This is a genomic window from Streptomyces sodiiphilus (assembly GCF_039529215.1).
Taxonomy (GTDB): domain Bacteria; phylum Actinomycetota; class Actinomycetes; order Streptomycetales; family Streptomycetaceae; genus Streptomyces; species Streptomyces sodiiphilus.
On record NZ_BAAAMJ010000034.1, the window covers coordinates 1 to 23849 of the forward strand.

The following is a 23849-nucleotide window of genomic DNA, read 5'->3' on the forward strand; positions in this document are numbered from 1 at the left end:
CGAACCCGTGATCCGCGCACCCGCCAGCGGCTGCGCGGCGGCGAACTCCTCACGGATCGCCATCAGACCCGGCATCTCGTGCTCGGCCAGCGAGATCTCCTTCCGGCCGAACTCGGCCAGCGACAGATCCGCGACCTTGTAGTCCTGGGTGGGGGTAGTTGTCGTCGTCATCAGCGACTTGCTCCTCGAAGGGTGGAGAGGACGGGCGGACACGTTGCGGGCCGCGGACACAGGTGTGCCGCGGTCCGTGCTTCGCAGGTCCGTCGGAGGCCTTCTTACCCTCGGCCGGGTTGGGCCCACCGGGCCGCCCGACTGCCATCAGCAGCGACGTCTGACTCCGCCTTTGAATCTACACCGGATGCCGTCGCCGCCGCAGTCGTCCGCGGCGGATCCCGGCCCCGCGGCCCCCGACGGGCCGCGGGGTCAGTGCGGCCGGGGCGCCACCGTGGCGCGGAAGAGCGTGCCGCTGCCCGCGGCCTCGACGCTCTCGGCGGCCGGGACCCAGACCGAGCGGCCCGGGGTGAGGGTGAGCTCCGCGGCGTCCCGGCCGGTGGCGGTGACCGCGATCTCGCCCGCGGTGCACAGCAGGATCTGCGCGCGCCCCGCCGGCAGCCCGCGCGCCGGGGACCCCGGTGCGAGCAGATGACGGGAGAGCCGGAACTCCTCCGCCGGCGTGTCGTAGACCTCCTCGCCGTCGGGTGACGCCTCCGGGCGGAGGACGGCGGGGTCGCCCGCCTCGAAGCGGACGACCCTCAGCAGCCCGGGGACATCGACGTGCTTGGGGGTGAGGCCGCAGCGCAGCACATTGTCGGAGTTGGCCATGATCTCGACCCCGAGGCCGCCGAGGTAGGCGTGCGGCACCCCGGCGCCCAGGTGGAGTGCCTCGCCGGGCTGCAGCCGCACGTGGTGGAGCAGCATGGCGGCGATCACCCCTGGGTCGCCGGGGTAGTGATGTGCGATCCCGGCGTAGGCGGCGCAGGCGTCGGACCAGGGGCCCGGGGTGTCCGCCAGCCGGCCGGCGGCCTCGGCGGCCTGCGCCACGGTCCCGGCCATCGCCTCGCGGTCGGCCGACAGCACGGCCGTCAGGACCTCTCGCAGGGCGTGCTCGGAGGGGTGTGCGCGGAGGATGTCGGCATAGGGCTTGAGCTCGTCGACGCCGAGCGCCTCCAGCAGCCCGGCAGTCTCCTCCGGCGGGCGGAACCCGCACAGGCCCTCGAAAGGAGTGAGGGCGCAGAGGAGTTCCGGCTTGTGGCCGGCGTCCTTGTAGGTGCGGTGCGGGGCGTCGGCGGGAACGCCGAGCGCCTCCTCCTCGGCGTAGCCGGCGCGCGCCTGCTCGCGGTCCGGGTGGACCTGGAGGGAGAGCGGCGCGCCGGCTGCCAGGAGCTTGAGCAGGAAGGGCAGACGGGGCCCGAAGGCGGCCACCGTCTCCGGGCCGAGCTCGTGCCCGGGGTCGGCGGCGATCACCTCCGTGAGGGTGACGGGACCCGTGCCGCGGTCCACGAGCGAGGGGGCGCCGGGATGGGCACCCATCCACAGCTCCGCCTGCGGCTCGCCGGTGGGCTCGGTGCCCAGCAGTTCCGGGATGGCGGTGACGGAACCCCAGGCGTAGGGGCGGACGGTGTTGTGGAGGCGGTCCATGTGTGCTCGTCCAGACATCGGTGCGGGGGCGGAGGACACTGCCGCGGTCGGTGCCGGCCCGCGGCGGCCGGCACCGTCCTATGATCCCGTACCTTCGGTGAGCGCCAGGTAAACGGCCGTGAAATCCAGTTGGGCGAGTACCTCGGCCAGGGTCTGCAGCGGGCTGCCGTCGTGGGCCGCCTCCAGCTCGCTGATGGGGACGCCCTGGGCCGCGGCCAGCTCACGGGCCGCGTCGGCGGACGTTCCGGAGCCCGGCAGCGAGGGCTCGTCGGACAGCAGCACCACGCGGGGCAGCAGCGGAGCGGGCTCCTCCAGCCGGTCGCGGAAGAAGTCGTCGGTGCCGGCGCCCGCCGTCCGGCCGGCGTTCAGGAGCATGCCGTGGGCGGTCATCGCCTCGGGGAGCCGGGCCGTCAGGGCGGGCCGCCCGGAGAGCGCGATGCAGGTCGCCGCGGCGTGCCGGGCGGCCGCCCGGGACAGCGGCCCCTCGCTCCACAGCAGCGGGAGCGAGCCCTCACACTCGGTGGCCAGCGTCTTGGCGGGGTTGTCCTCGGTCACGGTGGCCGGCCCGCACCGTTCGGCGACGGCGTCCAGCCGGTCGGCCACGGCCCGCAGCACCGTGCTGTCGGCGGAGAACAGGCCCAGTCTGTCGCCGAGCATCAGCAGCGGGGTGATGAGGGACCAGTGCGGGCCGGGCGCCGCGGGATGGCCGGGGGGTTCCTGGTGAGGGGCGGAGGTCAGCGGCACGGCCAGGTTGCGCCGGTGGGAGGTGGTGACCGCCAGCGGCGAGCCCTCCGGACAGACGGCGACGACGGAACACCCGCGCCGGTACGCCTGCTCCAGCAGTTCGGTCAGGCCCGGCTCCGAGCCCTCGGGGGTGAGGAGCAGCACCAGGTCCATCGGGCCCGCCCAGCGGGGCAGCGCCCACCGCAGTGCGCCGGGGTCCGCGAGCACCCCCGTGGGCCGCACCCTGGTGACCCGGACGGCGTGGCCGGCCAGGGCTGCGAGCAGGTCGACCGCCAGCGGGACGGCGGGCCCCGGTCCGGCGACCAGGATGTGCTGCGGGGTGCCCTCGGGTCTCAGACGGGCCAGCGGTGTCTCCTCGGCACTGCGGGCCGCCGTGCGGACCTGGGCGCCGGAGGACGCCACGGTGCGCAGCAGGCCCCGCAGATCGGCCCGCACCACGGCGTCGGGGTCGTCGAGCTGGGATTCGTCGATCATCGGGGGCTCCGATCGCCCGGGGTACGGGCGCTCAGGCGGGCCGGCGGGCCTCGTCCACCAGGAGGACGGGGATACCGTCCCGTACGGGGTAGGCCAGACCGCAGGACTCCGCGGTGCAGGTCAGTTCCTGGTGGTCCTCGTCCGGGCGGAGGGCGGCGCGGCACGCCGGGCAGGCGAGGATCTCCAGCAGACCGGATTCCACGAGCGGCATGTGCGTTCCTCCAGGCGGCGTGACCTTCACTGACGGCCAGCCTACCGGCCCCGGCCCCGCCGGGCGCGACCGCGCCCGGCGAGGCGCGGCGGTCGCGCCCGGCCTGTCGCGGTCAGGCCCGGACGATGCCCAGCACCTCGTCCCGGACGCGCTCCATCACGGCCCGGTCCCGGGCCTCGACGTTGAGCCGCAGCAGCGGCTCGGTGTTGGAGGCCCGCAGGTTGAACCACCAGTCGGAGGCGGTGACGGTCAGTCCGTCCAGTTCGTCCAGGCGGACGTCGTCACGGCCGGCGTACGCCTCCCGGACGGCGGCGGCACGGCCCGGCTGGTCGTCGACCCGGCTGTTGATCTCCCCGGAGGCGGCGTACCGGTCGTAGGCGGCCACCAGCTCCGACAGCGGGCCGTCCTGGCCGCCCAGTGCCGCCAGCACGTGCAGGGCCGCGAGCATGCCGGTGTCGGCGTTCCAGAAGTCCCGGAAGTAGTAGTGCGCGGAGTGCTCACCGCCGAAGATCGCCCCGGTGCGGGCCATCTCGTCCTTGATGAAGGAGTGCCCCACCCGGGTGCGCACCGGGGTGCCCCCGCACTCCTTGACGACCTCGGGGACCGACCAGGAGGTGATGAGGTTGTGGATGACGGTGGAGCCGGGGCTCCTGGCCAGTTCGCGGGAAGCGACCAGCGCCGTGATCGCGGAGGGGGAGACCGGCTCGCCACGCTCGTCGACCACGAAGCAGCGGTCGGCGTCCCCGTCGAAGGCCAGGCCGATGTCCGCGCCGGTCTTGCGGACCCTGGCCTGCAGATCCACGATGTTGGCCGGATCCAGCGGGTTGGCCTCGTGGTTCGGGAAGGTTCCGTCCAGTTCGAAGTACATGGCGTCCAGTTCCACGGGCAGTCCGGCCAGCGCGGTGGGCACGGTGTGACCGCCCATGCCGTTGCCGGCGTCCACCACGACCCGCAGCGGGCGGATGCCGGTGAGGTCGACCAGCGAGCGCAGGTGCGCGGCGTAGTCGTTCAGGACGTCCCGCTGGGTGACGGTGCCGGTGACCGGGGCCGTGGGGGGCGCGCCCTCCTCGGCCCAGCGTTCCACCAGCGCGCGGATCTCGGCGAGCCCGCTGTCCTGGCCGACCGGGGTGGCGCCCGCCCTGCACAGCTTGATGCCGTTGTACTGCGCCGGGTTGTGGCTGGCGGTGAACATGGCGCCGGGCAGGGAGAGCGCGCCGCTGGCGTAGTAGAGCTGGTCGGTGGAGCACAGCCCGATCTCGGTGACGTCCGCGCCGCGGGCCGCCGCTCCCTGGGCGAAGGCGCCGGCCAGGCCGGGCGACGAGGGGCGCATGTCGTGCCCGATGACGACCCCGGGGGCTCCCGTGACGTCCACGAAGGCACCGCCGAAGAGGGCGGCGAGCTGTTCGTCCCACTCGTCCGGGACGACGCCCCGGATGTCGTACGCCTTCACGATCTGTGACAGGTCCGGCACAGCCCACCCCTTGTCTGGAGATCTGAAAGTCCGAATGGAGCCAGCTTACGAGTCGGGAGAACGGAGGATGCGCAGGTGGCCGCGGCGCGCCACCTCCATGGGATCCGGCTCGTTCCCCCCGCGCGAGGGTCCGCCCGCCGGGCCCTCCGGCGGCGTTCCGCGCTGCGGCGTCCGGGCCGCCTCGCGCACGGCGTCGGCGAGCGCCTCCAGGTCGTCACCGCTGGGGCGGGCCGTGGAGGTGTCGACGGCCAGCCGGACGACCTCCCAGCCGCGCGGGGCCGTCAGCCGCTCGGAGTGCTCGGCGCACAGGTCATAGCAATGGGGTTCGGCGTAGGTGGCGAGCGGACCGAGGACCGCCGTCGAGTCCGCGTAGACATACGTCAGCGTCGCCACGGCGGGACGGCCGCACGCGGTGCGCGAACAGCGACGTACGGGGCTCACGATGTTGGACCGTACCGCACTCCTGAGCGGGCCGCGACGACTCACCCCCGGCCCTGGCCACCGTGTCGCCTCCCGCCCCGGGCGGCTCGTACCGATTCGCCCGGAGGTTCGCCCTTGTCCCCCGTTCGGTTCCGGCCCACGGCGGTCCTGCCCCGCTCCCGGTCCGTCCTCTATCGTCAAAGGCGATGAACGAGCCCAGCAGCGTCCCGCCGGCCCCGTCCGGTCCCACCGGACGCCACCGTCGCCGGGACCGGCACGGCCGAGGCATGCGCGGACCCGTGGCACCGCCCCAGGTCCCGCTGGCGGTGAGTCGCGCGGACACCTTCGACGCGCTGGTGCACGACTCCGCGGACCGCCTGCGGCGCCGCCTGCCGCAGCTCGCGGACGTCCGCTTCCGGGTCATGGAAGTGCCGCAGCTGCCCGCTCCGGGCGGTCCCGAACCGGTGCCGGAGGGGGTGCCGCTCGGCGGGCTGGTCCGTGGGCGGGCCGGCAGTCCGGCCCAGATCATCGTCTACCGGCGGCCGGTCGAACTGCGCAGCCGGGACCGCGACGAGCGCGCCCACCTGGTGCACGAGGTCGTGGTGGAGCAGGCGGCCGAGCTGCTCGGTCTGGCACCGGAGTCCGTGGACCCCCGTTACGGGCAGGACTGATCCGGCCGCGCCACCGCCTGTTTCCGGCCGAAATCCGGCGGTGGTGCCTCCGGGTGCGGCGCCGGCGGGCGCGTCAGTGCGGCCGGTTCGTCAGGACGGAGAAGTCCTGGCCGGTTTCCGGCACCGCGACCGTGGAGCCGTCGTCCGGCAGCCCCTGGACGGTGAACATGGGGATGTCGTCGCGCTTGAGCGACAGCATCCGGGAGGCGTAGAGCGTCCCGCCGCTCACGCGCTCGACGGTCAGCGCGTAGCGTCCCTCGACGTCGTCACCCGGCTCGGGGGCGACGGCCAGCGTGGTGCCGCCCTCCACGGTGTAGGTCTCGCTGCTCTCCGCACCGCCGTCGCTGCCCGCCGAGATCGTGACCTTCACCTCGACCGTGTCGTCCGGCGCCGTCAGGGACAGCGAGGTGCCCTTCAGGGTGTTCCCGCCAGCCGTGGCCCGGCTCTCGACCGGGGCGGTGGCCGCGATGAACGCCAGGTCCTGCTCCTCGTCCTCGCCGCGCGTCACACGCAGTGCGGCCACCACGGGGCCGGTGCCCGAGCCCTCCGCGGGGGTCAGCAGCAGCGAGCCCGCCTCGCCCTGCGTGATGTCCCCGAGGTCCATCGCGCTGACGGCGCCGGGCCGCAGGGACAACGACTCGCTTCCGGCCGGGGTGAAGGTGCCGCCGGCGCCGACGAGCTGCACCCCCAGGGAGATGTCCTCCTCGCCCGGGGTGAAGGCGATCAGCCGCACCGTCTCCGCGTCCTCGGGGATGCCGGGCAGTACCACCGGACCGGCGGGCGCGGTGACCGGCGCCAGCCAGTCCGCGCCCAGTTGCTCGTCCACGACCTCCAGCTGGGCACCGATCCGGCCGGTGCGGGCCATGACGTGCACGGCGAGGTTGGGCTCGGGATCGGCGTCCAGCGTGCCCGCGGCGCCCACCGGCACCGGCACCGTGGTGCCTCCGGGGACGGTGACGCCCTCGCCGCCGCTGTCCGAGGCCAGCTGGCCGTCCGCGCCGTACAGCGCGATGTCGACGACCGTGGCGGCCTCGTCGGGGTTGGTCAGATGGACGTAGTCGTACCGGCTCTCCAGGGTGCTCGCGCCGGCGAACCAGAACTCGGTGCCGGGGGTCTGGCAGGCGGTGCCCAGCATCCCCCTGCCGGCGCCCGAGTCGGTGACGGTGGTCTGCTGCACGGTCCAGCCGGGAGCCAGCCGGCCTCGGGCGGTACCGATGAGAGCCGGGGCTCCGGCCTCCTTGGTGGTGGCGGCCACCGGCACACCCGGCTCCTCCAGCGGCACCACGGCATCCGCGTCCGCGGCGTCGGCCTCCTCGTCCTCGTCCGCGTCCGCGTCGGCGTCCTCGTCCGCGTCGTCGTCGGCGTCCTCGTCCTCGTCCGTGTCCCGGCCGCTGTCGCCCAGGACGTACTCCGGGGCCGGCAGCAGGGCGGCGGCAGCCTCCAGACCGTCCTGCCGGTCGCCGGTGCCGACCGGGGTGAAGGCCGTGTAGGCCGTGGTGGCGGTCTCGGCGGATGTCGGGCGCGGGCAGGTCAGCGTTGTCTGCTGGACCGGGACACGCTCGGATTCGCCGGCGCGGGTGCCCTCGGCGCCGGAGCCCAGCGAGGCCAGGCCGGTCACCGCGGCGAGGGCCGTGACCGTCGCCAGCAGGGACAGTGTGGGGCGGTTCATCACTGGCTGCTCCCGTCGCCGTAGTCGGCCGGATAGTTGTACGGAGCCCGGTAGTTCTGGTCGTCCCATCCGCCGTACGGCTGCTCCGGGATGCCCGGCTGCCCGCTGCCCTGCCCGTAGTAGGGCTGCTGCGGGTACTGCTGGTCCTGCGGGTACTGCCCGCCGTCCCGGTACTCGCCCTCCTGGTACGCGCCCTCGGCGTACTGCGGCTCCTGCCGGTGGTCGTCCCCGTGGGGCTGTTGTCCGTGCCCGGCCGCTGCCCAGTCCTGCCCGGCCGGCTCCTCGGGCCGCGAGGGCGGGCCGGGCTGCTCCTGCGGCGGGGAGGGCGGTCCGCCCGTCTCCCCCGCCGCCCCCGCGGCGGCAGCGGCGGCAGCGGCCTGCTCGCGGCGGGCCCGCCGGCCCTGGGGGGCCTCCGCCGCCACGGCCGAGGGCTCCGGAAGGTCGTCGTCGAGTTCCCGGCGACGGCCGGGCAGCGCGAGCACGGTCACCACCAGAAGCAGGAACCCCTGCGTCCACACCCACAGCGTGTGGGTCCCGGACGTACTGTGCGTCACGGCCAGCCGCCCGCCGTCCGCGGGAAGTTCGAAGCCCTGGGCCCAGCCGTCCACCGTGACCGGCGTCAGCGGCCGGTCGTCCAGCGTGGCCCTCCAGCCCTCGTCGGCGGAGTCGGCCAGACGCAGGACGCGTCCCGCCGGGCCCTCCTCGAGAACGGTGTCCACCTCGACCGGGCCCGCCGCCAGTGGCTGAGGGCCGTCGCCGGGGGCGTCGTCGGGCGGCAGCACCATGGCCCGCGCCAGGGTCCGCTCCACCCGCCACAGGGCGCTGCCGTCCTCCTGGCTGAGCCGCTTGAGGCCGGGGGTGGTGTCGAGGACCCGGTGCAGTCCGGTCGGGGAGCCGTCACGCACCAGCAGGTAGCGGATGGCGTAACCGCTCAGGACCTCGGTCTGGTCCGCGCCGGTTCCGGCCACCAGGTCACCTACCGCCTTGCGCAGGGAGCGGTCCTCGCCCATCCGCTCGGCGATCTCGGCGTCCCCGAGCCGGGCCCCGCTGCCGCGCACCACGGCGTAGGAGACCTGGCCGGCCGTTCCGTCGGGCAGTTCGTTCTCCCCGGCCAGCACCAGGGTGCGGGCCTGGTCGCTGGTGGAGCTCTCCTCGGCGACGAAGGCCGGGACCTGCACGGGGTTGGTCCGCTCCAGCGGGCCATGGGCGCCGCCCAGCATCCAGCCGGTGGCGGTCAGCAGCGGACCGATCGCGGCGGCGGCCGCCACCGCGACCGCGACCGGCTGGCGCCAGCCGAAGTTCTGCGTGGCGACCCTGCTGCGGGCGCCGTCGGCACCCAGGGCGGCGGCGGACAGCAGCGCCAGGCCGTAGACCAGCGCGGCCGGTCCGGCCCAGGTGCCCTCACCCGCGTTGGCCCAGGCCGCGAAGACCAGGGCGACGAGCGCGGCGGTCCAGGCCGCGCCGATCGCCTCCCGCCGCTCGGTGCGCAGCAGTGCGGCGAGGGAGGCCAGGACCAGACCGGCCAGCAGCCAGGTCCCTGCGGTGCCCGGCCCGCCGGGATTGAGGTTGACCAGTTGCAAGGCGGTCGCCTGCCCGAAGTCGTAGCCGATCCCGGCCTCACCCAGGAACCGGGACGGGCTGATGAGCACCGACCAGGACCAGGGGGAAAGCAGCACGAGCGGAGTGAGCAGCAGGGCCGCCAGCCGCATCGCCCGGCGCTTGCGCTGGTCGGCCGCCTTCCGGCGTGGCAGGAACAGGGTGCACACCGCGAGCACGGCGGCGATCGGCCAGATCACCGGGGTGAAGGCGGTGACGACGGTGAGCAGCAGGGCCGCGGCCCACGCCGCCCGCCACGGTCCGGCACCGCCGGAGATGAGTCCGGCGGCGGAGACGGCGGTGCGGGCGAGCAGTGGCAGCAGGACGGCCAGGACCGAGGTACCGACCCGGCCGGTGGCCAGCGCTCCGGTGACCGCGGGCAGGAAGGCGTAGGCGATGCTCGCCCAGGCGCGCAGCAGCCTGGAAGGCACCAGCGGGCCGGCGGAGAACAGCGGGCCCGAGGCCAGGTACGCGCTGACACCGGCGAGCGGCACCGAACACACCAGGAGCAGCGTCATGGCGAGGCCGGTGCTGCCCAGCAGGGCCGTGGAGAGGGTGGCGAGGAACGCCAGGTAGGGGGGTGCCGCCGCGGTGCCGCCGGTGCCCAGCGGCTGCCAGGTGCTCAGATAGCGCTCCCACAGGCCGGAGGCGTCGGGAGGCGCGGGCAGCAGCGCACCGCCGGTGAGGGCTCCGCTGCCGAACAGCTCGCGGCAGGCGATCAGCGAGACCAGCAGCAGGACGGCGAAGAGCACCGGTCCGGGCTTGCGGGCCAGACGTTTGACGCGGGCGAACTGCTCGACCTGGAAGTCCTCGGCGTCCTCGTCGGAGGGGCCGGACTCGACGGCGCCGTGCCGGCCTCCGGAGGCCGCTGCGGGTTCGGAGCGGCCGGAGAGGTTGCTGGCGACCTGCTCCACCGTGGCCCGCACGGTCGCTCCGGGTGGCGGGAACAGCGGGCGCAGCGCACCCGGGTCGGCGGCACCGCGGCGGCGGGAGCGGGCGGAGATGATCCGTCCCGGGCGCAGCAGGGTGGCCAGCAGTCCCGCGGCCTCGTCCAGGGCCCGGCCGGGCACCTTGCCGACGAGGTAGGCCAGCACCCGCAGCACGGTGCCCAGCAGCAGCCGCACCAGCACCCAGGGCAGGGACCGGGCGGGGGAGTTGACGAGCAGCGTGTAGGCGGCCGCCGCCTTGTCCACACGGTGCGGGCTGCCGCCCAGCCGGCCGGCGCAATCGATCGAGCGTCGTTCGCGGGAGGACGCCTCGGCGTGCCGGAGCACGGCGTCGGGGGCGATCACGACCCGGTGGCCGGCGGCGTGGGCGCGCCAGCACAGGTCCACGTCGTCGCGCATCAGCGGCAGCCGCCTGTCGAAGCCGCCTAGCTGCTCGTAGACGTCACGGCGGATGAGCATGCCGGCGGTGGAGACCGACAGCACCGGGCGCACCTGGTCGTGCTGGCCCTGGTCCTGTTCGCGGCGGTCCAGGCCGGTCCAGCGGCGTCCGCTGTTGGCGATGGTGACTCCGACCTCCAGCAGCTGCCGGCGGTCGTACCAGCCGCGGAGCTTGGCCCCGATGACCGCGGCGGCGGGGTCGGCGTCCGCCTGGCGCAGGAGTTCGGCCAGCGCGTCGGGTTCCGGGGCGCTGTCGTCGTGCAGCAGCCAGAGCCAGTGGACCGGTTCGCCATGGGGGAACTCGGGCATGTCGTAGACGTCCTGGCGCCACTGCCGGGCGACCGGGTCCCAGCCGTCGGGGCGGCGCAGGTACGGCAGGTCGTCGGGGGTGAGCACCGGGGCGGTCCGGACGGCCTCGGCCACGGCGGCCCCGAAGCCGGAGCGGCGGGCGAGGTGGAGCACCCGCTCGGCTCCGAACGCCTCGGTGACCAGGAGCGCGGAGGAGTCGGCGCTGCCGGTGTCGGCGGCTATGACGTCCTGTACGGGGCGTTCCTGGTTGATCACCCCGGCCAGGACGTCGGGGAGCCAGCGTTCGCCGTCGTGCGAGACGAGCACGGCCGTGACGACGTGCCGCGGGTATTCGGGGTGGGCGGGCTCTTGCTGCTGCGCCGCCGGTCGGCTGTGCACGGACATCGAGGTGCGGGCCCTTCAACCGGGGTATCGGGGGCTTTCCCCGGATGACTGCGGTGGTGGACTGTGGTGCGTGCGTTCGCTGGGTCAGCGCTCGCACGCCCCGGACAGCCCACCACACTAGCGGCTGAAGGAGCCGGGCCCGTCCGTGCGGCCGCGGATCAGACGGCGGCCTTCTTCAGGCGGCGGCGTTCGCGCTCGGAGAGCCCGCCCCAGATCCCGAAGCGCTCGTCGTTGGCGAGGGCGTACTCCAGGCACTCCGAACGCACTTCGCATGCGAGGCAGACCTTCTTGGCTTCCCGCGTGGAGCCGCCCTTCTCCGGGAAGAACGATTCGGGATCGGTCTGTGCGCACAGCGCACGTTCCTGCCAGCCGAGCTCTTCGTCCGCTTCCTCGACCAGCAGTTGTTGGAACAGCTCGGTCATGCTCGCGCCCCTCGCTTCTTTGCGTCCCCGTGATGCCGTCGTTATCGATCGCACTCGAACGACACGAGTGAAATTACAAGTGCGATACTTCGGGCCAGTCAAGCCACGATCTGTTATTGACCCGATGATTCACCCTGTGGCACCACAGCCATACGGAAAGTGTTCAAATCCACACAAACAATGCTCGCCACGCCCGCTCTTCGCCCGGGCGCCGGTCACCGGCAGGAGACCGGCGCACCGAGCGCCGGGTGCTTCGCATCCCGCGCGCCGCACACACCCGATCACGACCGGATCACGGAAGCGCAACGGGGTCGCGTGCGTGGTGATGCGCCATGTGTCCGTTCCGCAGCGGCTTAAACCCCCACGACCCCCGCGCAACCGGATGTGGTGAAACACTCCGGCCAAACGCTCCGTCCGATTGACAACCGAACCGGGGAACCGCTCCCCTTGGCATCCGGCCCGCACAGCGGGCACCTCCCTTCCGCACGCTCCTCACGGCGTTCCCCCCGGACATCCCACATGGACAACGACAACGAAATCGCCGGTGATCCCACCGCGCTTCCCCATCTGCTCCTGCCCGCTTCCCGTCATCCCACTACTGTTTCCGGCTTCGCGGGTCTGGCGGCCTCGCTGGCACAGGACCGTGCCGCCTGGGAGCCACTGGTCCGCTACGACGCCACCTGCCGCTGGTACCACCGGCTGCGCACCGGCCCCGGCTACGACGCCTGGCTGCTGAGCTGGGTCCCCGGGCAGGGCAGCGGCCGTCATGACCACGGCGCCTCCCACGGCGTGTACACGGTGGTCCGGGGCGCGCTCACGGAGTACACCGAGCACGGACCGCGGCTGCTCTCACCGGGGCCGCTGCGGTACTTCGCGCCCGGTTTCGTGCACGCGGTGGTCAACGCCGCACTCGGTCCGGCCGTCAGCGTGCACGTGTACTTCCCGGGGCTGACGCACATGCCCCGGCACGCGCCGGATTTCGAGCCCTCTGTCCGGGGTGTCGCCTCCTGCTGACAGACTGACGGCATGCGACGCATCGTGGTACTGGCCGGCGGGGTCGGTGGCGCCCGCTTCCTGCGGGGTCTGCGGCAGGCCGTGCCGGAGGCGGAGATCACCGTCATCGGCAACACCGGTGACGACATCCATCTGTTCGGCCTGAAGGTCTGCCCCGACCTGGACACGGTGATGTACACCCTGGGCGGTGGCATCCACGAGGAGCAGGGCTGGGGCCGCGCCGGGGAGTCCTTCAGCGTCAAGGAGGAACTCGCCGCCTACGGGGTGGGCCCGGACTGGTTCGGTCTGGGCGACCGGGACATCGCCACGCACATCGTGCGCACCCAGATGATCGGTGCCGGGTATCCGCTGTCGGCCGTCACCGAGGCGCTGTGCCGGCGCTGGCAGCCGGGTGTCCGGCTGCTGCCGATGACCGACGACCGGGTCGAGACCCACGTGGTGATCGACGACGGCGAGGGCGGGCGCAAGGCGGTGCACTTCCAGGAGTACTGGGTGCGGTTGCGGGCCTCTGTCCCGGCGCACGCGGTCGTTCCGGTCGGCGCCGACCGGGCCACCCCGGCACCGGGCGTGCTGGAGGCCATCGGCGAGGCCGATGTCGTGCTCTTCCCGCCCTCCAACCCGGTGGTCAGCATCGGTACGGTGCTGGCCGTGCCCGGCATCCGCGAGGCCATCGCCGACGCGGGGGTCCCGGTGGTCGGGCTCTCCCCCATCGTGGGGGGCGCCCCGGTGCACGGCATGGCCGACCGGATGCTGGCCGCCATCGGTGTCGGGACGACGGCCGCGGCCGTCGCCGGGCACTACGGATCGGGGCTGCTGGACGGCTGGCTGGTCGACACGGTCGACGAGAGCGCGGTGAAGACCGTGGAGACCGACGGCATCCGCTGCCGGGCCGTCCCGCTGATGATGACCGACCTCGAGGCGACCGCGACGATGGCGCGCGAGGCGCTCGCGCTCGCCGGGGAGGTCCGGTCGCTGTGACCTCCGCGGCCAAGCCCTCGGGCTACCAGGTCCACGCTCTGCCGGGCATTCCCGAGATCCGGCCCGGCGACGACCTCGTCAAGATCATCATCGATGCCGCCACCGCGCTCCCCGGGCCGGGGCTGCGCGACGGGGATGTCCTGGTGGTGACCTCGAAGATCGTGAGCAAGGCGGAGGGCCGGATCCTGCGGGCCGACGACCGCGAGGCCGCGATCGACGCCGAGACCGTGCGGGTGGTCGCCCGGCGCGGCCCGGCCCGGATCGTCGAGTCACGGCACGGCTTCGTGATGGCCGCCGCGGGCGTGGACTCCTCCAACACCCCGCTGGGCACCGTACTGCTGCTGCCCGAGGACCCGGACGCCTCGGCCGCGCGGATCCGCGACGGGATCCGGCACGCCCTGTCCGTCGAGGTGGGGGTGGTCGTCACCGACACCTTCGGGCGCCCCTGGCGGGAGGGGCAGACGGATGTGGCGATCGGCGCCGCCGGCGTGCGGGTGCTGGACGACCTGCGCGGCGGCACCGACCCCTACGGGAATCCGCTGGGCGTCACCGTCACCGCCCTCGCCGACGAGCTGGCCGCCGCCGGCGAACTGGTGAAGGGCAAGGCCTACGGGCTGCCGGTCGCCCTGCTGCGCGGGCTGCCGGAGCGGGTGCGCGGCTCGGGGACCGCCCGCGAGCTGATCCGTGACGCCTCCCGGGACATGTTCCGGCTGGGCACCTCCGAGGCCGTGCGGGAAGCGGTCACCCAGCGCCGCACCATCCGCTCGTTCACCGGTGACCCGGTGGACCCGGCAGCGGTCCGACGGGCGGTCGCCGCCGCGGTCACCGCTCCGGCCCCGCACCACACCACCCCCTGGCGGTTCGTGCTCCTGGAGTCCGCCGCCGCCCGCACCCGCCTGCTGGACGCCATGCGCGAGGCCTGGGTCGCCGACCTGCGACGGGACGGCAGGTCCGAGGAGGCCATCGCCCGGCGGGTGCGGCGCGGTGACGTGCTGCGCGACGCCCCGTACCTGGCCGTCCCCTGCCTGGTGGCCGACGGCGCCCACCACTACCCGGACGCGCGGCGCGCCACGGCCGAGCGGGAGATGTTCGTGGTGGCGGCCGGGGCGGGCGTGCAGAACTTCCTGGTCGCCCTCGCCGGGGAGGGCCTGGGGTCCGCCTGGGTCTCGTCCACCATGTTCTGCCGCGACGTGGTCCGCGGCGAGCTGGGCATCCCCGGCGACTGGGACCCGATGGGCGCCGTCGCCATAGGCCACCCGGCGGCCCCGCCCCGCCCCCGCGCCCCGCGCGACGCCTCCGCCTTCACCGAGGTCCGCTGACCCCTCGGGCGCCTTGGGGCGGCCGGTGGCCGCCGCCGGGCGGGGGCGCGCCGGACGGTAACCTGACGCGGGTGAGCAGCCATCCGACGCCCCCCGTGTCCGTGATCATGCCGGTCCTCAACGAGGAGCGGCATCTGCGCAGTTCCGTGCGGCACATCCTGGACCAGGACTATCCCGGCGAGCTGGAAGTCGTCATCGCGCTGGGCCCCTCGGAGGACCGCACGGACGAGATCGCCGCCGAACTGACCGCGGAGGACGCGCGGGTGCGGACGGTGCCGAACCCGACCGGGCGCACGCCCGCCGGGCTCAACGCCGCGATCCGCGCCTCCCGGCACCCGGTCGTGGTGCGGGTGGACGGCCACGGCATGCTCTCTCCGGGCTACATCGCCACCGCGGTGCGGCTGCTGGAGGAGACCGGCGCGGCCAACGTCGGCGGGATCATGCACGCCGAGGGCGAGAACGACTGGGAGCGGGCCGTCGCCGCCGCGATGACCTCCCGGATCGGGGTGGGGAACGCCGCCTTCCACACCGGTGGCGAGGCCGGCGAGGCCGAGACGGTCTACCTGGGCGTGTTCCGGCGCGAGGTGCTGGAGCAGCAGGGCGGCTACAACGAGGAGTTCGTCCGCGCCCAGGACTGGGAGCTGAACTTCCGCATCCGGCAGGCCGGGGGGCTCGTGTGGTTCTCCCCCGAACTGCTGGTGTCCTACCGGCCCCGTCCCAGTGTCCGGGCCCTGGCCAAGCAGTACCGCAACTACGGCCGCTGGCGGCACGTGGTGGCCCGCTACCACGCCGGGTCCATCAATCCGCGCTATCTGGCACCCCCGGCCGCCGTCGCCGCGATCGCCCTGGGCACGGTGGCGGGCGTCGTGCTGACGCCCTGGGGCTTCGCCGTCCCGGCGGCCTACCTCGCGGGGATCACCGTCGGCTCGCTTCCTGCCGGGCGCGGGCTGCCGGCCGGGGCCCGGCTGCGCATTCCGGTCGCCCTGGCGACGATGCACATGTCCTGGGGATGGGGCTTTCTGACCAGCCCCCGGAAGCTGGCGAAGAAGGTCATCGCCTCCCGCCGGGAGGCGGCCGTCCCCGCCGGGTGACGGCGACGGCCGGGCGGGCGGCACCTCACCGGTCCCGCCCGCCCGGTCCGCTCACCAGGTGTAGGCGGGATTCACCTCCATGCAGGCCGAGGTGTCGTCCCCGGTCACCGACTCGGTGCGGTCCAGGATGCCGCCGTCCTCACCGGCCCCCTCACCGTCGCCCTCGCCGCCCGTGGTGCCCTCGGTGTCCCGGCCCCGGTCCGCCGGGGGCAGCGGCTCGCGCTGCACCGGGTAGGACACTCCCTCGCGCCAGTCCGCGCCGATCACCAGCACCAGGCCCGTGGTGCCCTGGGCGGTGCGCAGGGCGCTGCGCGGCAGCCCCAGCTCCCGGGCGAGTGCCAGGGCCTCGGGCCGGTGGTCGTCGCTGGGGTAGCTGAGGGTGGTGTCCGCCTGTGCCGCGGGGGTGTTGTCCGTGACAGCGCGGGTGAAGCCCAGGCCGTGCAGCGCGTCGGTGACGGCGCCGGCCCGGCCGGTGACCGGTGGCAGGGCCGAGGTCCCGGTGCCGTTGCGCACGGTCACCGCGATCTGCTCCCTCGGCCCGGCGAGGGCGGCCTCCTTCTCGTCGGCCTCCTCCAGGGCGTCGGCCAGCGCCTCCTCGTCGTCCAGCGGGATGTCGTTGCGGATCAGGGTGAAGATCCGCTCCGCCTCGGCCTCCAGCGGCACCACGTGCGCGGTCGGGTTGCGCGGGTCGGGCTCCCAGGGCAGCGTCACCATGGTGATGCCGTCGGTGGGCACCCGCCGCAGGTCCTCCCCCAGGTCGTAGAGCCGGGTGACCGAGCCGAGGCCGGAGTCCACGGTGAGCGCGTTGGTGGCGGCCTCGGCGAGCCGGTGCAGCTGAGTGGGCTCGGAGAGCTTGGTGCCCTCCTGCAGCTCGCGGATCATCGAGGTGAAGTACATCTGGTGGGCCTTGTTGCGGCCGATGTCGCTGCCGTTCTCGAACCCGTAGCGGGTGCGCAGCCACTGCAGGGCCTGCTCGCCGCGGATCGTGGAGGTGCCCGCGGGCAGGCGGAGGCCGGAGCGGTGGTCGTGGACGTTGTCCCGCACGCAGACCGGCACGCCGCCGACGGCGTCGGCCATGCTGACCACCCCGGCGAAGTCGACCATCATGAAGTGGTCGATCGGGATTCCGGTCAGGTGTTCCCAGGTGGCCACCGTGCAGCCCGGGCCGCCGTTCTGCAGGGAGCGGTTGATGGTCCGGCTGTCCGTCTCCGGGTAGACCGTGCCGTCCGCCGGGTCGGTGCACTGCGGGGTGGTGACCCGGGTGTCGCGCGGGATGCTGAGCGCCGTCATGTGACTGCGGTCGGCCGAGATGTGCACCAGCATCTGGGAGTCGGCCAGCGGCTTGCGGTCGGCGTCGGCACGGGAGCCGCCCAGCGCGATGTTCTCCTCGGAAGCCCGGGAGTCGGACCCCAGCAACAGGATGTTCAGCGGTGTCTGGCCGTCGGCGTTCGGCGGGGCCTTGTCGAGCTGCCGATCGCCCAGGTTGAGATCCTCCTTGGTGAGGTTCCCGTCCAGGTGGCGCAGGTACAGGTAGCCGGCGCCGGCGCCGGTCAGCAGCAGCAGCGCCACCGCGAGCGCGGTCCAGCGCAGCGCACGCGCCCAGGTCCGGCGGGGGCGGGCGGGCGGCACGCCCCCGTGTCCGGCTTCCCGGTCCGCCACCGGTCCGTCGTTCCCGCCGCCGCCCGCGACGGCCCGCTTGTCGCTCTCGCTCTCGTCCTCGCTCTCGCCGTCGGTCTCGCTGTCGCCGCCCGCGACCCGACCGCCCGCTTCCGTTGCGGTACCGGCGGCGCCGGGCCGCCGGGGGGCGTCGTCGTACAGGCTGTCGTCCCAGCCCAGCTGTTCGGCCCTGGTGACCGGGCTGCTTTCGCCCTCGTCACGTATGCCGGCTTGCCGCACGGGAACTCCCCCGATCGTTGCAGTTGTGTGTGGCCGCCTCCGGCGGTGATCCCGTCAGGAGGCGCAGACGTCCTCGTCGTCCGCCATCACGCTGTCGAGGTCCTTCGGCTTCTTGGCCGGAACCTCGACGGGCGTGCCCGCGCCGCGGAAATCATCGCCCAGAACCAGGGTCATCGGCACATCGCCCGTCTCCTGGGGCAGTTCCCGCAGGCCGTCCTTGGGCAGACCCATGAGGTCGGCGAGCCGCGCGGCCTGGCCGGCCTGGTCGGGGCCGTGTTCCAGGGTAGTGGTCTGCTGCGGCGTGCCGGCGTTGCCCGCGTTGGTCGACAGGTGCACCCCGTGGGTGTTCTGCAGCCAGTCCAGGGTCTCCTGGGCGGCGCCGATCCGGCTGCCGCCGTTGTAGATGTCGACGCGGACCTCCGAGGCGGGCGCCATCTCCGGTGCGTCGTCGCCGTTCTTGCCGTCCTCGTCCTCCGCCTCGGGCGAGGTCAGCGAGATGTCCTCCTGGAGCATCCGGAACAGCGGGGCGGCCTTGGCCTCGTCGAGCACGACGGTGGCCCGCACTTCCTCGTCCGGATTGTCGATCACCGGAAGGGTGACGAAGGTGATGTCCGACACCTCGACCCGGGAGAGGTCCCGGGCCAGGTCGCTGAGCTTGTTGATGCTGCCTATGCCGGTGTCGACCGTCATGGCGTTGGTGACGGCCTCGGCCAGGTCCCAGAGCTTCACCGGGTTGGTGAGGGTGTCCCCGGACTTCATCTCCCGCGCCATGGAGGCCAGGAACTGCTGCTGGAGGCCGATGCGGCTCAGGTCGCTGCCGTGTCCGACGGCGTAGCGGGTCCGGACGAAGGCGAGCGCCTCCTCGCCCTCCACCCTGTGCGTCCCGGCGGACAGCTTCAGGTGGGACTTCGGGTCGTCGATGTCCTTGGCCACGCAGACCGGCACGCCGCCGACGGCCGTGGAGAGGTCCTTGACCGCGTTGAAGTCGGCCATCATGAAGTGGTTGATCTCCAGCCCGGTGAGCTGCTCCACCGTGCGCCAGGTGCAGCCGGGGTCGCGGCCCTTCTGACCGTAGCTCTGGTTGAAGCGCACCCGCTGGTCGCCGGGGATGACGGTGGTGGAGCCGTCGGAGCCGATGGTCTCGCAGTCGGGGATGTCGGTGATCAGGTCCCGGGGGATGCTCAGGGCGGTGGCGTGGCTGCGGTCGGCGGAGACGTGCAGCAGGATCGTGGTGTCGGCGTGGCCTTCGCTGCCGGCGTCGCCGTAGCCGGAGTTGCCCTCACCGAGGCGCTGGTCGGTGCCGATGAAGAGGATGTTGACGGGGCCGTCGCTGGTGGCCGGGTTCCGGATGCCGACATCCACCTTGTCGATGTTGTCGTTCAGCCGCTGGTAGGCCCAGAAGACACCCGCGGCGCCGACGATCAGCAGCATGGCAAGGGCCCCGCCCACCCACATCAGGGCCCGTTTCCTGCCGCTGCGCCGTTTGACCTCCTTCTGCTTGCGGCGGTTTCGCGGAGCCCGGCGGTCACGCTGGGCGGGGACCTGCCGGTCCCCGGCGCCGGGCGGAGGGCGGTCACCGGCGGGAGCCGCGCGCCGCCCGGGCGAGGCGGTTCCGCGCCGGGGCGCACCGGTGCGGGCGGCACCACGGGCGGTGCGGGCTCCCGCGGCAGAACCTGTCGGAACACGGTCCGTTCCGGTCAGTCGCAGTTCGTAACTGCCCGTGTCCGGATTGAATACCCACTGATCCGCGGGGTCGATCTCTCCCGCGTCCCCACGTCCATGCGCGTCCACGTGACCGTGCGCCCTCCGTGCTGCCGACTGTCCATCGGAGGGCTCACATTAGCCCCACGGTTCCCCGCGTGGCGATGGCGGTGACGGATAGGGCCCAGGCGAACGCGGGGTGTATGCACTTCTATTGGGCTCAGCCGCTTATCGGCATATTTGTCGGCCTCTGGGGAAATCCGGCAGTGCGCGGTTTTCCTTCCGGCCGGGCCCGCCGGGCCGCCGTCGCATCCGGCATCTCCGCCCGGGCCACCATCGGGAGTTGGGTGCCGCGTTGGGGAACCGTACCCGGGGCGGCGGCATTTCACGCCCCCGCGGACGCCGGGCAAGGCACCTCCCCGGCGCCCGGACGCGCTGCCCCGTCCGGCCCCCGCGCCGGGGGCGGACGTCAGCCGGCGGGCGTCACTCGGCGGTGTGCGTGACCCGCTCGCTCTCCGCGCGAGCGGCCAGCGCGGCGGCATCCAGCAGGTCCGCCCGAGGACAGAGCACGACGGAAGCCCCGGCGGCGAGCGGGGCGAACAGTCCCGCCGAGAGGCCCGGCCAGTCGTCGTACCCCCGGAAGGACATCAGGCGGCCGCCGGCCGCGAGCCCGCGGGCGGCGGCGTCCCCGGCCGCCCGGGCGACCAGTTCCCCGGCCGTGAACCGCTCCCCGCCCACGGTCAGCGCCGGGTCACCGGGACCCGGCTCCTCATGGGCGCCGAAGACATCGCCCTGACCGGGAGCCGCGACGGCGTAGTCGGTGAAGCCCCCGGGCGGCTGCGGGAACCGGGCGCCCATCGGCCGCAGGCTCAGCGCGATCCGCTCCCCTCCGCACGCACGCGCCTCCTCCAGCCGGTCCGGGCCCGCCACCACGATGCCGGCGCCGGCCGGGTCTCCGCCGACCTCCGCCACCACCCCGGTGGCGGCACAGGAGAGCAGCCACACGGCCGTCTGCCAGTGGGCGGGCAGCAGCAGCGCGAGCCGGTCGCCCGGCTCGGCGCCCAGTTCGTCCTGGAGGAGGTTGGCCGTCTTGGCCACCCAGTTGGCGAAGGTCGCCACGGAGAGCTCCACCCGTTCTCCGGTGGCGTCGTCGTAGTACGTCACCAGGGGGCGGGCGGCGTCCGCGGCCAGTGCGGAGTTCAGCAGATCGGCGGGGGTCCGGTCGGTGGTGTTCATCGCCGTCAGCGTACGCCGCCCGGGGGACCGCCGAGCGAGGCACAGACCGCAGCGAACGGGCGATTTTCCTACAAAGTGTCAATTCACGGATGGCACCTATGTCCCGGTCTGTCCACGATGAGGTCATGAGATCCCTCATCGCTACCGCACTCGGCGCCGCGTGCGCGGCCGCCCTGATAATCCCGATGTCCCTGACCGACACCGGACAGTCCGCGGCGCACTCGGCACACGCGGCACCGCGGGCCGTCGACGTCCCTGCCCGGGACACCGGCGGCACCCAGTCCCTGCCGCTCCAGCCGCTGTCCGCCAACCGGTCCGGTGCCGACCAGGGAGCACACGGGCTTCCCGTCACCGAGGTCGAACCGTTCTCGCTGGTCGGTGTCGTCTGGCAGGACCCCGAAGCCGAACTGCACGGACGGGTGGAGGTCCGCACCCGGGAGACCGGCAGCGGCACCTGGTCGGACTGGCAGGAACTCGACGCGCACGACGACCACGCCCCCGATCCGGGAACGGAGGAGGCCGCGGGCAGCAGCATGCGCGGCGGCACCGCCCCCCTCTGGGTCGGCGACGCGGATGCCGTGCAGGTCCGGGTGCTCCCCGAGAGCGGCGAGCGCGCCGCCTCCCCGTCCTCGGGGCTTCCCGAGGGCCTCCGGGTCGAGCTCGTCTCGCCCGGTGACTCCCCGGCCGGAGATCCGGCCGGGGAGGGGGAGGGGGACCCTGCCGGGTCCCCCTCCCGCTATCCCGTAGGGGACACCTACTGGGACGCCTACTGGAGCGAGCGGGAGGACCGGCCCTCCCCGGACGGGGACGCGGGCGGGACCGCGGCCCAGGACCGGTCCGCGGCGGACGACAGCGACAGCGACAGCGACGACAGCGGTGAGGACGGCGCCGGCCCGGCCGTCGTCGAGGGCCTGGGCGAGCGCGCCCGGGAGAGCTCGGCCGCCAACGCCGGGCTCGCCCCGCTGGGCGCCACCCGGATCCCGGCCGCCGGCAAGGCCGACTCGGAGGCCGAGGCCGCGGCCCTGGCCCGCAGCGAGGCCGACGCGACCGCCGCGGCACCCGGCGGTCCCCATGTGGGGCCCCGCCCCGGCATCGTCACCCGGGCCGGCTGGGGCGCCGACGAACGGTGGCGCACCGGCGGCTTCGTCTACACCGACACGGTGAAGACCGCGTTCGTCCACCACACGGCCATGAGCAACGACTACGCTTGCAAGGACGTCCCCTCGGTGCTGCGCAGCATCTACCGCTACCACACCGGCAGCCAGGGGTGGCGCGACGTGGGCTACAACTTCTTCGTGGACCGCTGCGGACAGATCTACGAGGGCCGGGCCGGCGGCGTGGTCAACGCCGTGCTGGGCGCGCACACCTTCGGCTTCAACCACAACAGCATGGGCATCGCCGTGCTGGGCACCTACGCGTCCACCGAACCCAGCAAGGAAGCGCTGGACGGTGTGGCCAAACTCACCGCCTGGAAACTGGGCCTGTACGGCGTGAACCCGCAGGGCAGCGGCAAACGGACGTCCGCCGGCGGCAAGTACCCCAAGGGGACGACGGTGACGCTGAACACCGTCTCCGGGCACCGGGACGGCTTCGCCACCGAGTGCCCCGGCGCCCGGCTCTACCAGAAGCTGCCCGCCGTGCGGTCCACCGCCCACCGGCTCCAGGGCAGATGACCGCCGCCGGTAGCCTGGCCGGGCGATGCCCGAACGCCAGTGGATGCCTCCCGCGCCCCTCGATCTGCGCCGCAGCCTGACCGTGCTGCGGCGCGGGCCGTACGACCCGGCGTTCCGCCGCACACCCGACGGCGCCCTGTGGCGCGCCACCCGCACTCCGCCGGGCCCGGCCACCTTGCGCCTCGCCCGCCCCGCACCCGACGGGCCCGTGCACGCCACCGCATGGGGCCCGGGAGCCGACTGGGCACTGGACGCGCTGCCCGCGCTGCTCGGCGCGGACGACGACCCCGACGCGTTCGTCCCGCATCACCGGCTGCTCGCCGAGGCCCGCCGCCGCCACCGAGGGCTTCGGCTCATCCGCACCGGACTGGTCCTGGAATCCCTGATCCCTTCGGTGCTGGAACAGAAGGTCACCACCGACGAGGCCTACCGGGCCTGGCGTCTGCTGCTGCACCGGCACGGGGAACCGGCCCCGGGCCCGGCCGACGGCATGCGGGTCATGCCCGACGCGCGCGGCTGGGCGATGATCCCGTCCTGGGAATGGCACCGCGCCGGCGTGGACGGCAAACGGTCCGCGACCATCGTCCGGGCCGCCCGGCACGCGGCCCGCCTGGAGGAGGCCGCAGCCATGCCGCCGGAACAGGCCGAGGCCCGGCTCCGGCTGATCCCGGGCATCGGCCCGTGGACCGCCGCCGAGACCCTGCAGCGCAGCAACGGCGCCGCGGACGCCGTCACCGTCGGCGACCTGCATCTGCCGGGCATCGTCGGCTACGCGCTCACCGGCGTCCGCGGCGCGGACGACGCGCGCATGCTGGAACTGCTGGCCCCCTACGCCGGGCAGCGCCACCGCGCCACCCGGCTCATCCTGCTGACCGGCCGCACCCCGCCGCGCCGCGCGCCGCGCTTTCCCCGCGGTGACATCGCCCGCCTGTGAGTGCCCGCCGGGGCGGGCCAAGGCGCCTGCGCCGTGTCAGACCGTCTCGGACTGCTGGTCCATGCCGTCCGCGGCGCGCCGCTCCCGCAGTTCCTTGATCGCCCGGCGCCTGGCCAGCCGGTGCGTGCGCCGGATCTGCGCCTCCTGATGGCGGCGCCGGTCCCGTTCGTTCTCCGGGATCACCGGCGGCACCGGGCGCGGCTTGCCGTTCTCATCGACCGCCGCGAACACCAGATAGGCGGTGCCCACATGGCCGGCGGGTGTCGACTCGTTCCACCGCTCGGCCAACACGCGGACCCCGATCTCCATCGAGGACCGCCCGGTCCAGTTGCACTGCGCCCGCACGTGCACCAGGTCGCCCACCCGCACCGGCTCCAGGAACAGCATCTCGTCCATCGAGGCGGTCACCGCCGGGCCGCCGGAGTGCCGGCCGGCCACCGCGCCCGCCGCGTCGTCCACCAGCTTCATGATCACGCCGCCGTGCACGGTCCCCAGCAGGTTGGTGTCGTTGTGCGTCATGATGTGGGAGAGAGTGGTGCGCGACGCGGAGGCCGGCTTGCCCGGGAGGTCGTTCATGTCTCCACCCTACGCGCGCCCCTGATTGCATCAGCTC

The 23849-nt window shown here is 73.9% G+C and carries 20 protein-coding genes; 7 read left to right on the forward strand and 13 right to left on the reverse strand.

Going from position 1 to position 23849, the window contains the following annotated elements:
- The 6 genes from ABD299_RS17490 to ABD299_RS17515 all read right to left on the reverse strand — a co-directional run.
- The coding region (locus ABD299_RS17490) for an adenosylhomocysteinase (protein WP_344263549.1) at positions 1-171 on the reverse strand (171 nt) is incomplete at its 3' end.
- Between the two features lie 252 nt (positions 172-423).
- Entirely contained in the window at positions 424-1638 is a 1215-nt protein-coding gene (gene manA, locus ABD299_RS17495; RefSeq protein WP_344263466.1) for a mannose-6-phosphate isomerase, class I, read from the reverse strand.
- A gap of 78 nt (positions 1639-1716) precedes the next feature.
- Entirely contained in the window at positions 1717-2856 is a 1140-nt protein-coding gene (locus ABD299_RS17500; RefSeq protein WP_344263467.1) for an SIS domain-containing protein, read from the reverse strand.
- Positions 2857-2887: 31 nt separating this feature from the next.
- A complete protein-coding gene (locus ABD299_RS17505; RefSeq protein ID WP_344263468.1) occupies positions 2888-3067 on the reverse strand; it encodes a Trm112 family protein in 180 nt (59 codons plus the stop codon).
- A gap of 112 nt (positions 3068-3179) precedes the next feature.
- Positions 3180-4538: a phosphomannomutase/phosphoglucomutase gene (locus tag ABD299_RS17510; RefSeq protein WP_344263469.1), complete on the reverse strand. Its 1359-nt coding sequence runs from the start codon at positions 4536-4538 to the stop codon at positions 3180-3182.
- A 45-nt stretch (positions 4539-4583) separates the two neighbouring features.
- Complete coding sequence (locus ABD299_RS17515) at positions 4584-5024, reverse strand: DUF3499 domain-containing protein (protein ID WP_344263471.1); 441 nt, start codon at positions 5022-5024, stop codon at positions 4584-4586.
- A 140-nt stretch (positions 5025-5164) separates the two neighbouring features.
- On the opposite strand from ABD299_RS17515, the gene ABD299_RS17520 reads away from it, so the two are divergent.
- Entirely contained in the window at positions 5165-5629 is a 465-nt protein-coding gene (locus ABD299_RS17520) for a metallopeptidase family protein (protein ID WP_344263473.1), read from the forward strand.
- Between the two features lie 73 nt (positions 5630-5702).
- On the opposite strand, the gene ABD299_RS17525 is transcribed toward ABD299_RS17520, so the two are convergent.
- The 3 genes from ABD299_RS17525 to ABD299_RS17535 form a co-directional block, all read right to left on the reverse strand.
- Positions 5703-7298, reverse strand: a complete 1596-nt coding sequence (locus ABD299_RS17525; RefSeq protein WP_344263475.1) for a DUF5719 family protein — start codon at positions 7296-7298, stop codon at positions 5703-5705.
- Complete coding sequence (locus tag ABD299_RS17530; protein ID WP_344263477.1) at positions 7298-10972, reverse strand: glycosyltransferase; 3675 nt, start codon at positions 10970-10972, stop codon at positions 7298-7300. Before ABD299_RS17530 ends, ABD299_RS17525 begins: the two co-directional genes overlap by 1 nt.
- Positions 10973-11130: 158 nt before the next feature.
- Positions 11131-11394, reverse strand: a complete 264-nt coding sequence (locus ABD299_RS17535; RefSeq protein WP_004952403.1) for a WhiB family transcriptional regulator — start codon at positions 11392-11394, stop codon at positions 11131-11133.
- A 519-nt stretch (positions 11395-11913) separates the two neighbouring features.
- On the opposite strand from ABD299_RS17535, the gene ABD299_RS17540 reads away from it, so the two are divergent.
- The 4 genes from ABD299_RS17540 to ABD299_RS17555 all read left to right on the forward strand — a co-directional run bounded on the left by ABD299_RS17540 (position 11914) and on the right by ABD299_RS17555 (position 15796).
- Positions 11914-12408: a cysteine dioxygenase gene (locus tag ABD299_RS17540; protein ID WP_344263479.1), complete on the forward strand. Its 495-nt coding sequence runs from the start codon at positions 11914-11916 to the stop codon at positions 12406-12408.
- Positions 12409-12420: 12 nt separating this feature from the next.
- Entirely contained in the window at positions 12421-13386 is a 966-nt protein-coding gene (cofD, locus tag ABD299_RS17545; protein WP_344263481.1) for a 2-phospho-L-lactate transferase, read from the forward strand.
- On the forward strand, positions 13383-14705 hold the full coding sequence (locus ABD299_RS17550; RefSeq protein WP_344263483.1) for a coenzyme F420-0:L-glutamate ligase: 1323 nt from the start codon (positions 13383-13385) through the stop codon (positions 14703-14705). The genes cofD and ABD299_RS17550 overlap by 4 nt, the downstream gene beginning before the upstream one ends.
- 71 nt (positions 14706-14776) lie before the next feature.
- Entirely contained in the window at positions 14777-15796 is a 1020-nt protein-coding gene (locus ABD299_RS17555; RefSeq protein WP_344263485.1) for a glycosyltransferase family 2 protein, read from the forward strand.
- A 51-nt stretch (positions 15797-15847) separates the two neighbouring features.
- Here the strand turns inward: ABD299_RS17555 and ABD299_RS17560 are convergent, their stop codons facing one another.
- From ABD299_RS17560 to ABD299_RS17570, 3 genes are all read right to left on the reverse strand, one after another.
- Positions 15848-17692, reverse strand: a complete 1845-nt coding sequence (locus tag ABD299_RS17560) for an LCP family protein (protein WP_344263487.1) — start codon at positions 17690-17692, stop codon at positions 15848-15850.
- 54 nt (positions 17693-17746) lie between these two features.
- Positions 17747-19483 (reverse strand): LCP family protein, encoded by a 1737-nt coding sequence (locus tag ABD299_RS17565; protein ID WP_344263489.1) that lies wholly within the window; start codon positions 19481-19483, stop codon positions 17747-17749.
- 393 nt (positions 19484-19876) lie between these two features.
- Positions 19877-20629 (reverse strand): TIGR03089 family protein, encoded by a 753-nt coding sequence (locus ABD299_RS17570; RefSeq protein ID WP_344263491.1) that lies wholly within the window; start codon positions 20627-20629, stop codon positions 19877-19879.
- Positions 20630-20754: 125 nt separating this feature from the next.
- Here ABD299_RS17570 and ABD299_RS17575 point away from each other — a divergent pair, with 125 nt between their 5' ends.
- Entirely contained in the window at positions 20755-22302 is a 1548-nt protein-coding gene (locus ABD299_RS17575) for a peptidoglycan recognition protein family protein (RefSeq protein ID WP_344263493.1), read from the forward strand.
- Positions 22303-22327: 25 nt separating this feature from the next.
- Entirely contained in the window at positions 22328-23236 is a 909-nt protein-coding gene (locus tag ABD299_RS17580) for a DNA-3-methyladenine glycosylase family protein (protein ID WP_344263495.1), read from the forward strand.
- Positions 23237-23272: 36 nt separating this feature from the next.
- On the opposite strand, the gene ABD299_RS17585 is transcribed toward ABD299_RS17580, so the two are convergent.
- Positions 23273-23812 (reverse strand): acyl-CoA thioesterase, encoded by a 540-nt coding sequence (locus ABD299_RS17585; protein ID WP_344263497.1) that lies wholly within the window; start codon positions 23810-23812, stop codon positions 23273-23275.
- Between the last annotated feature and the right edge of the window lie 37 nt (positions 23813-23849).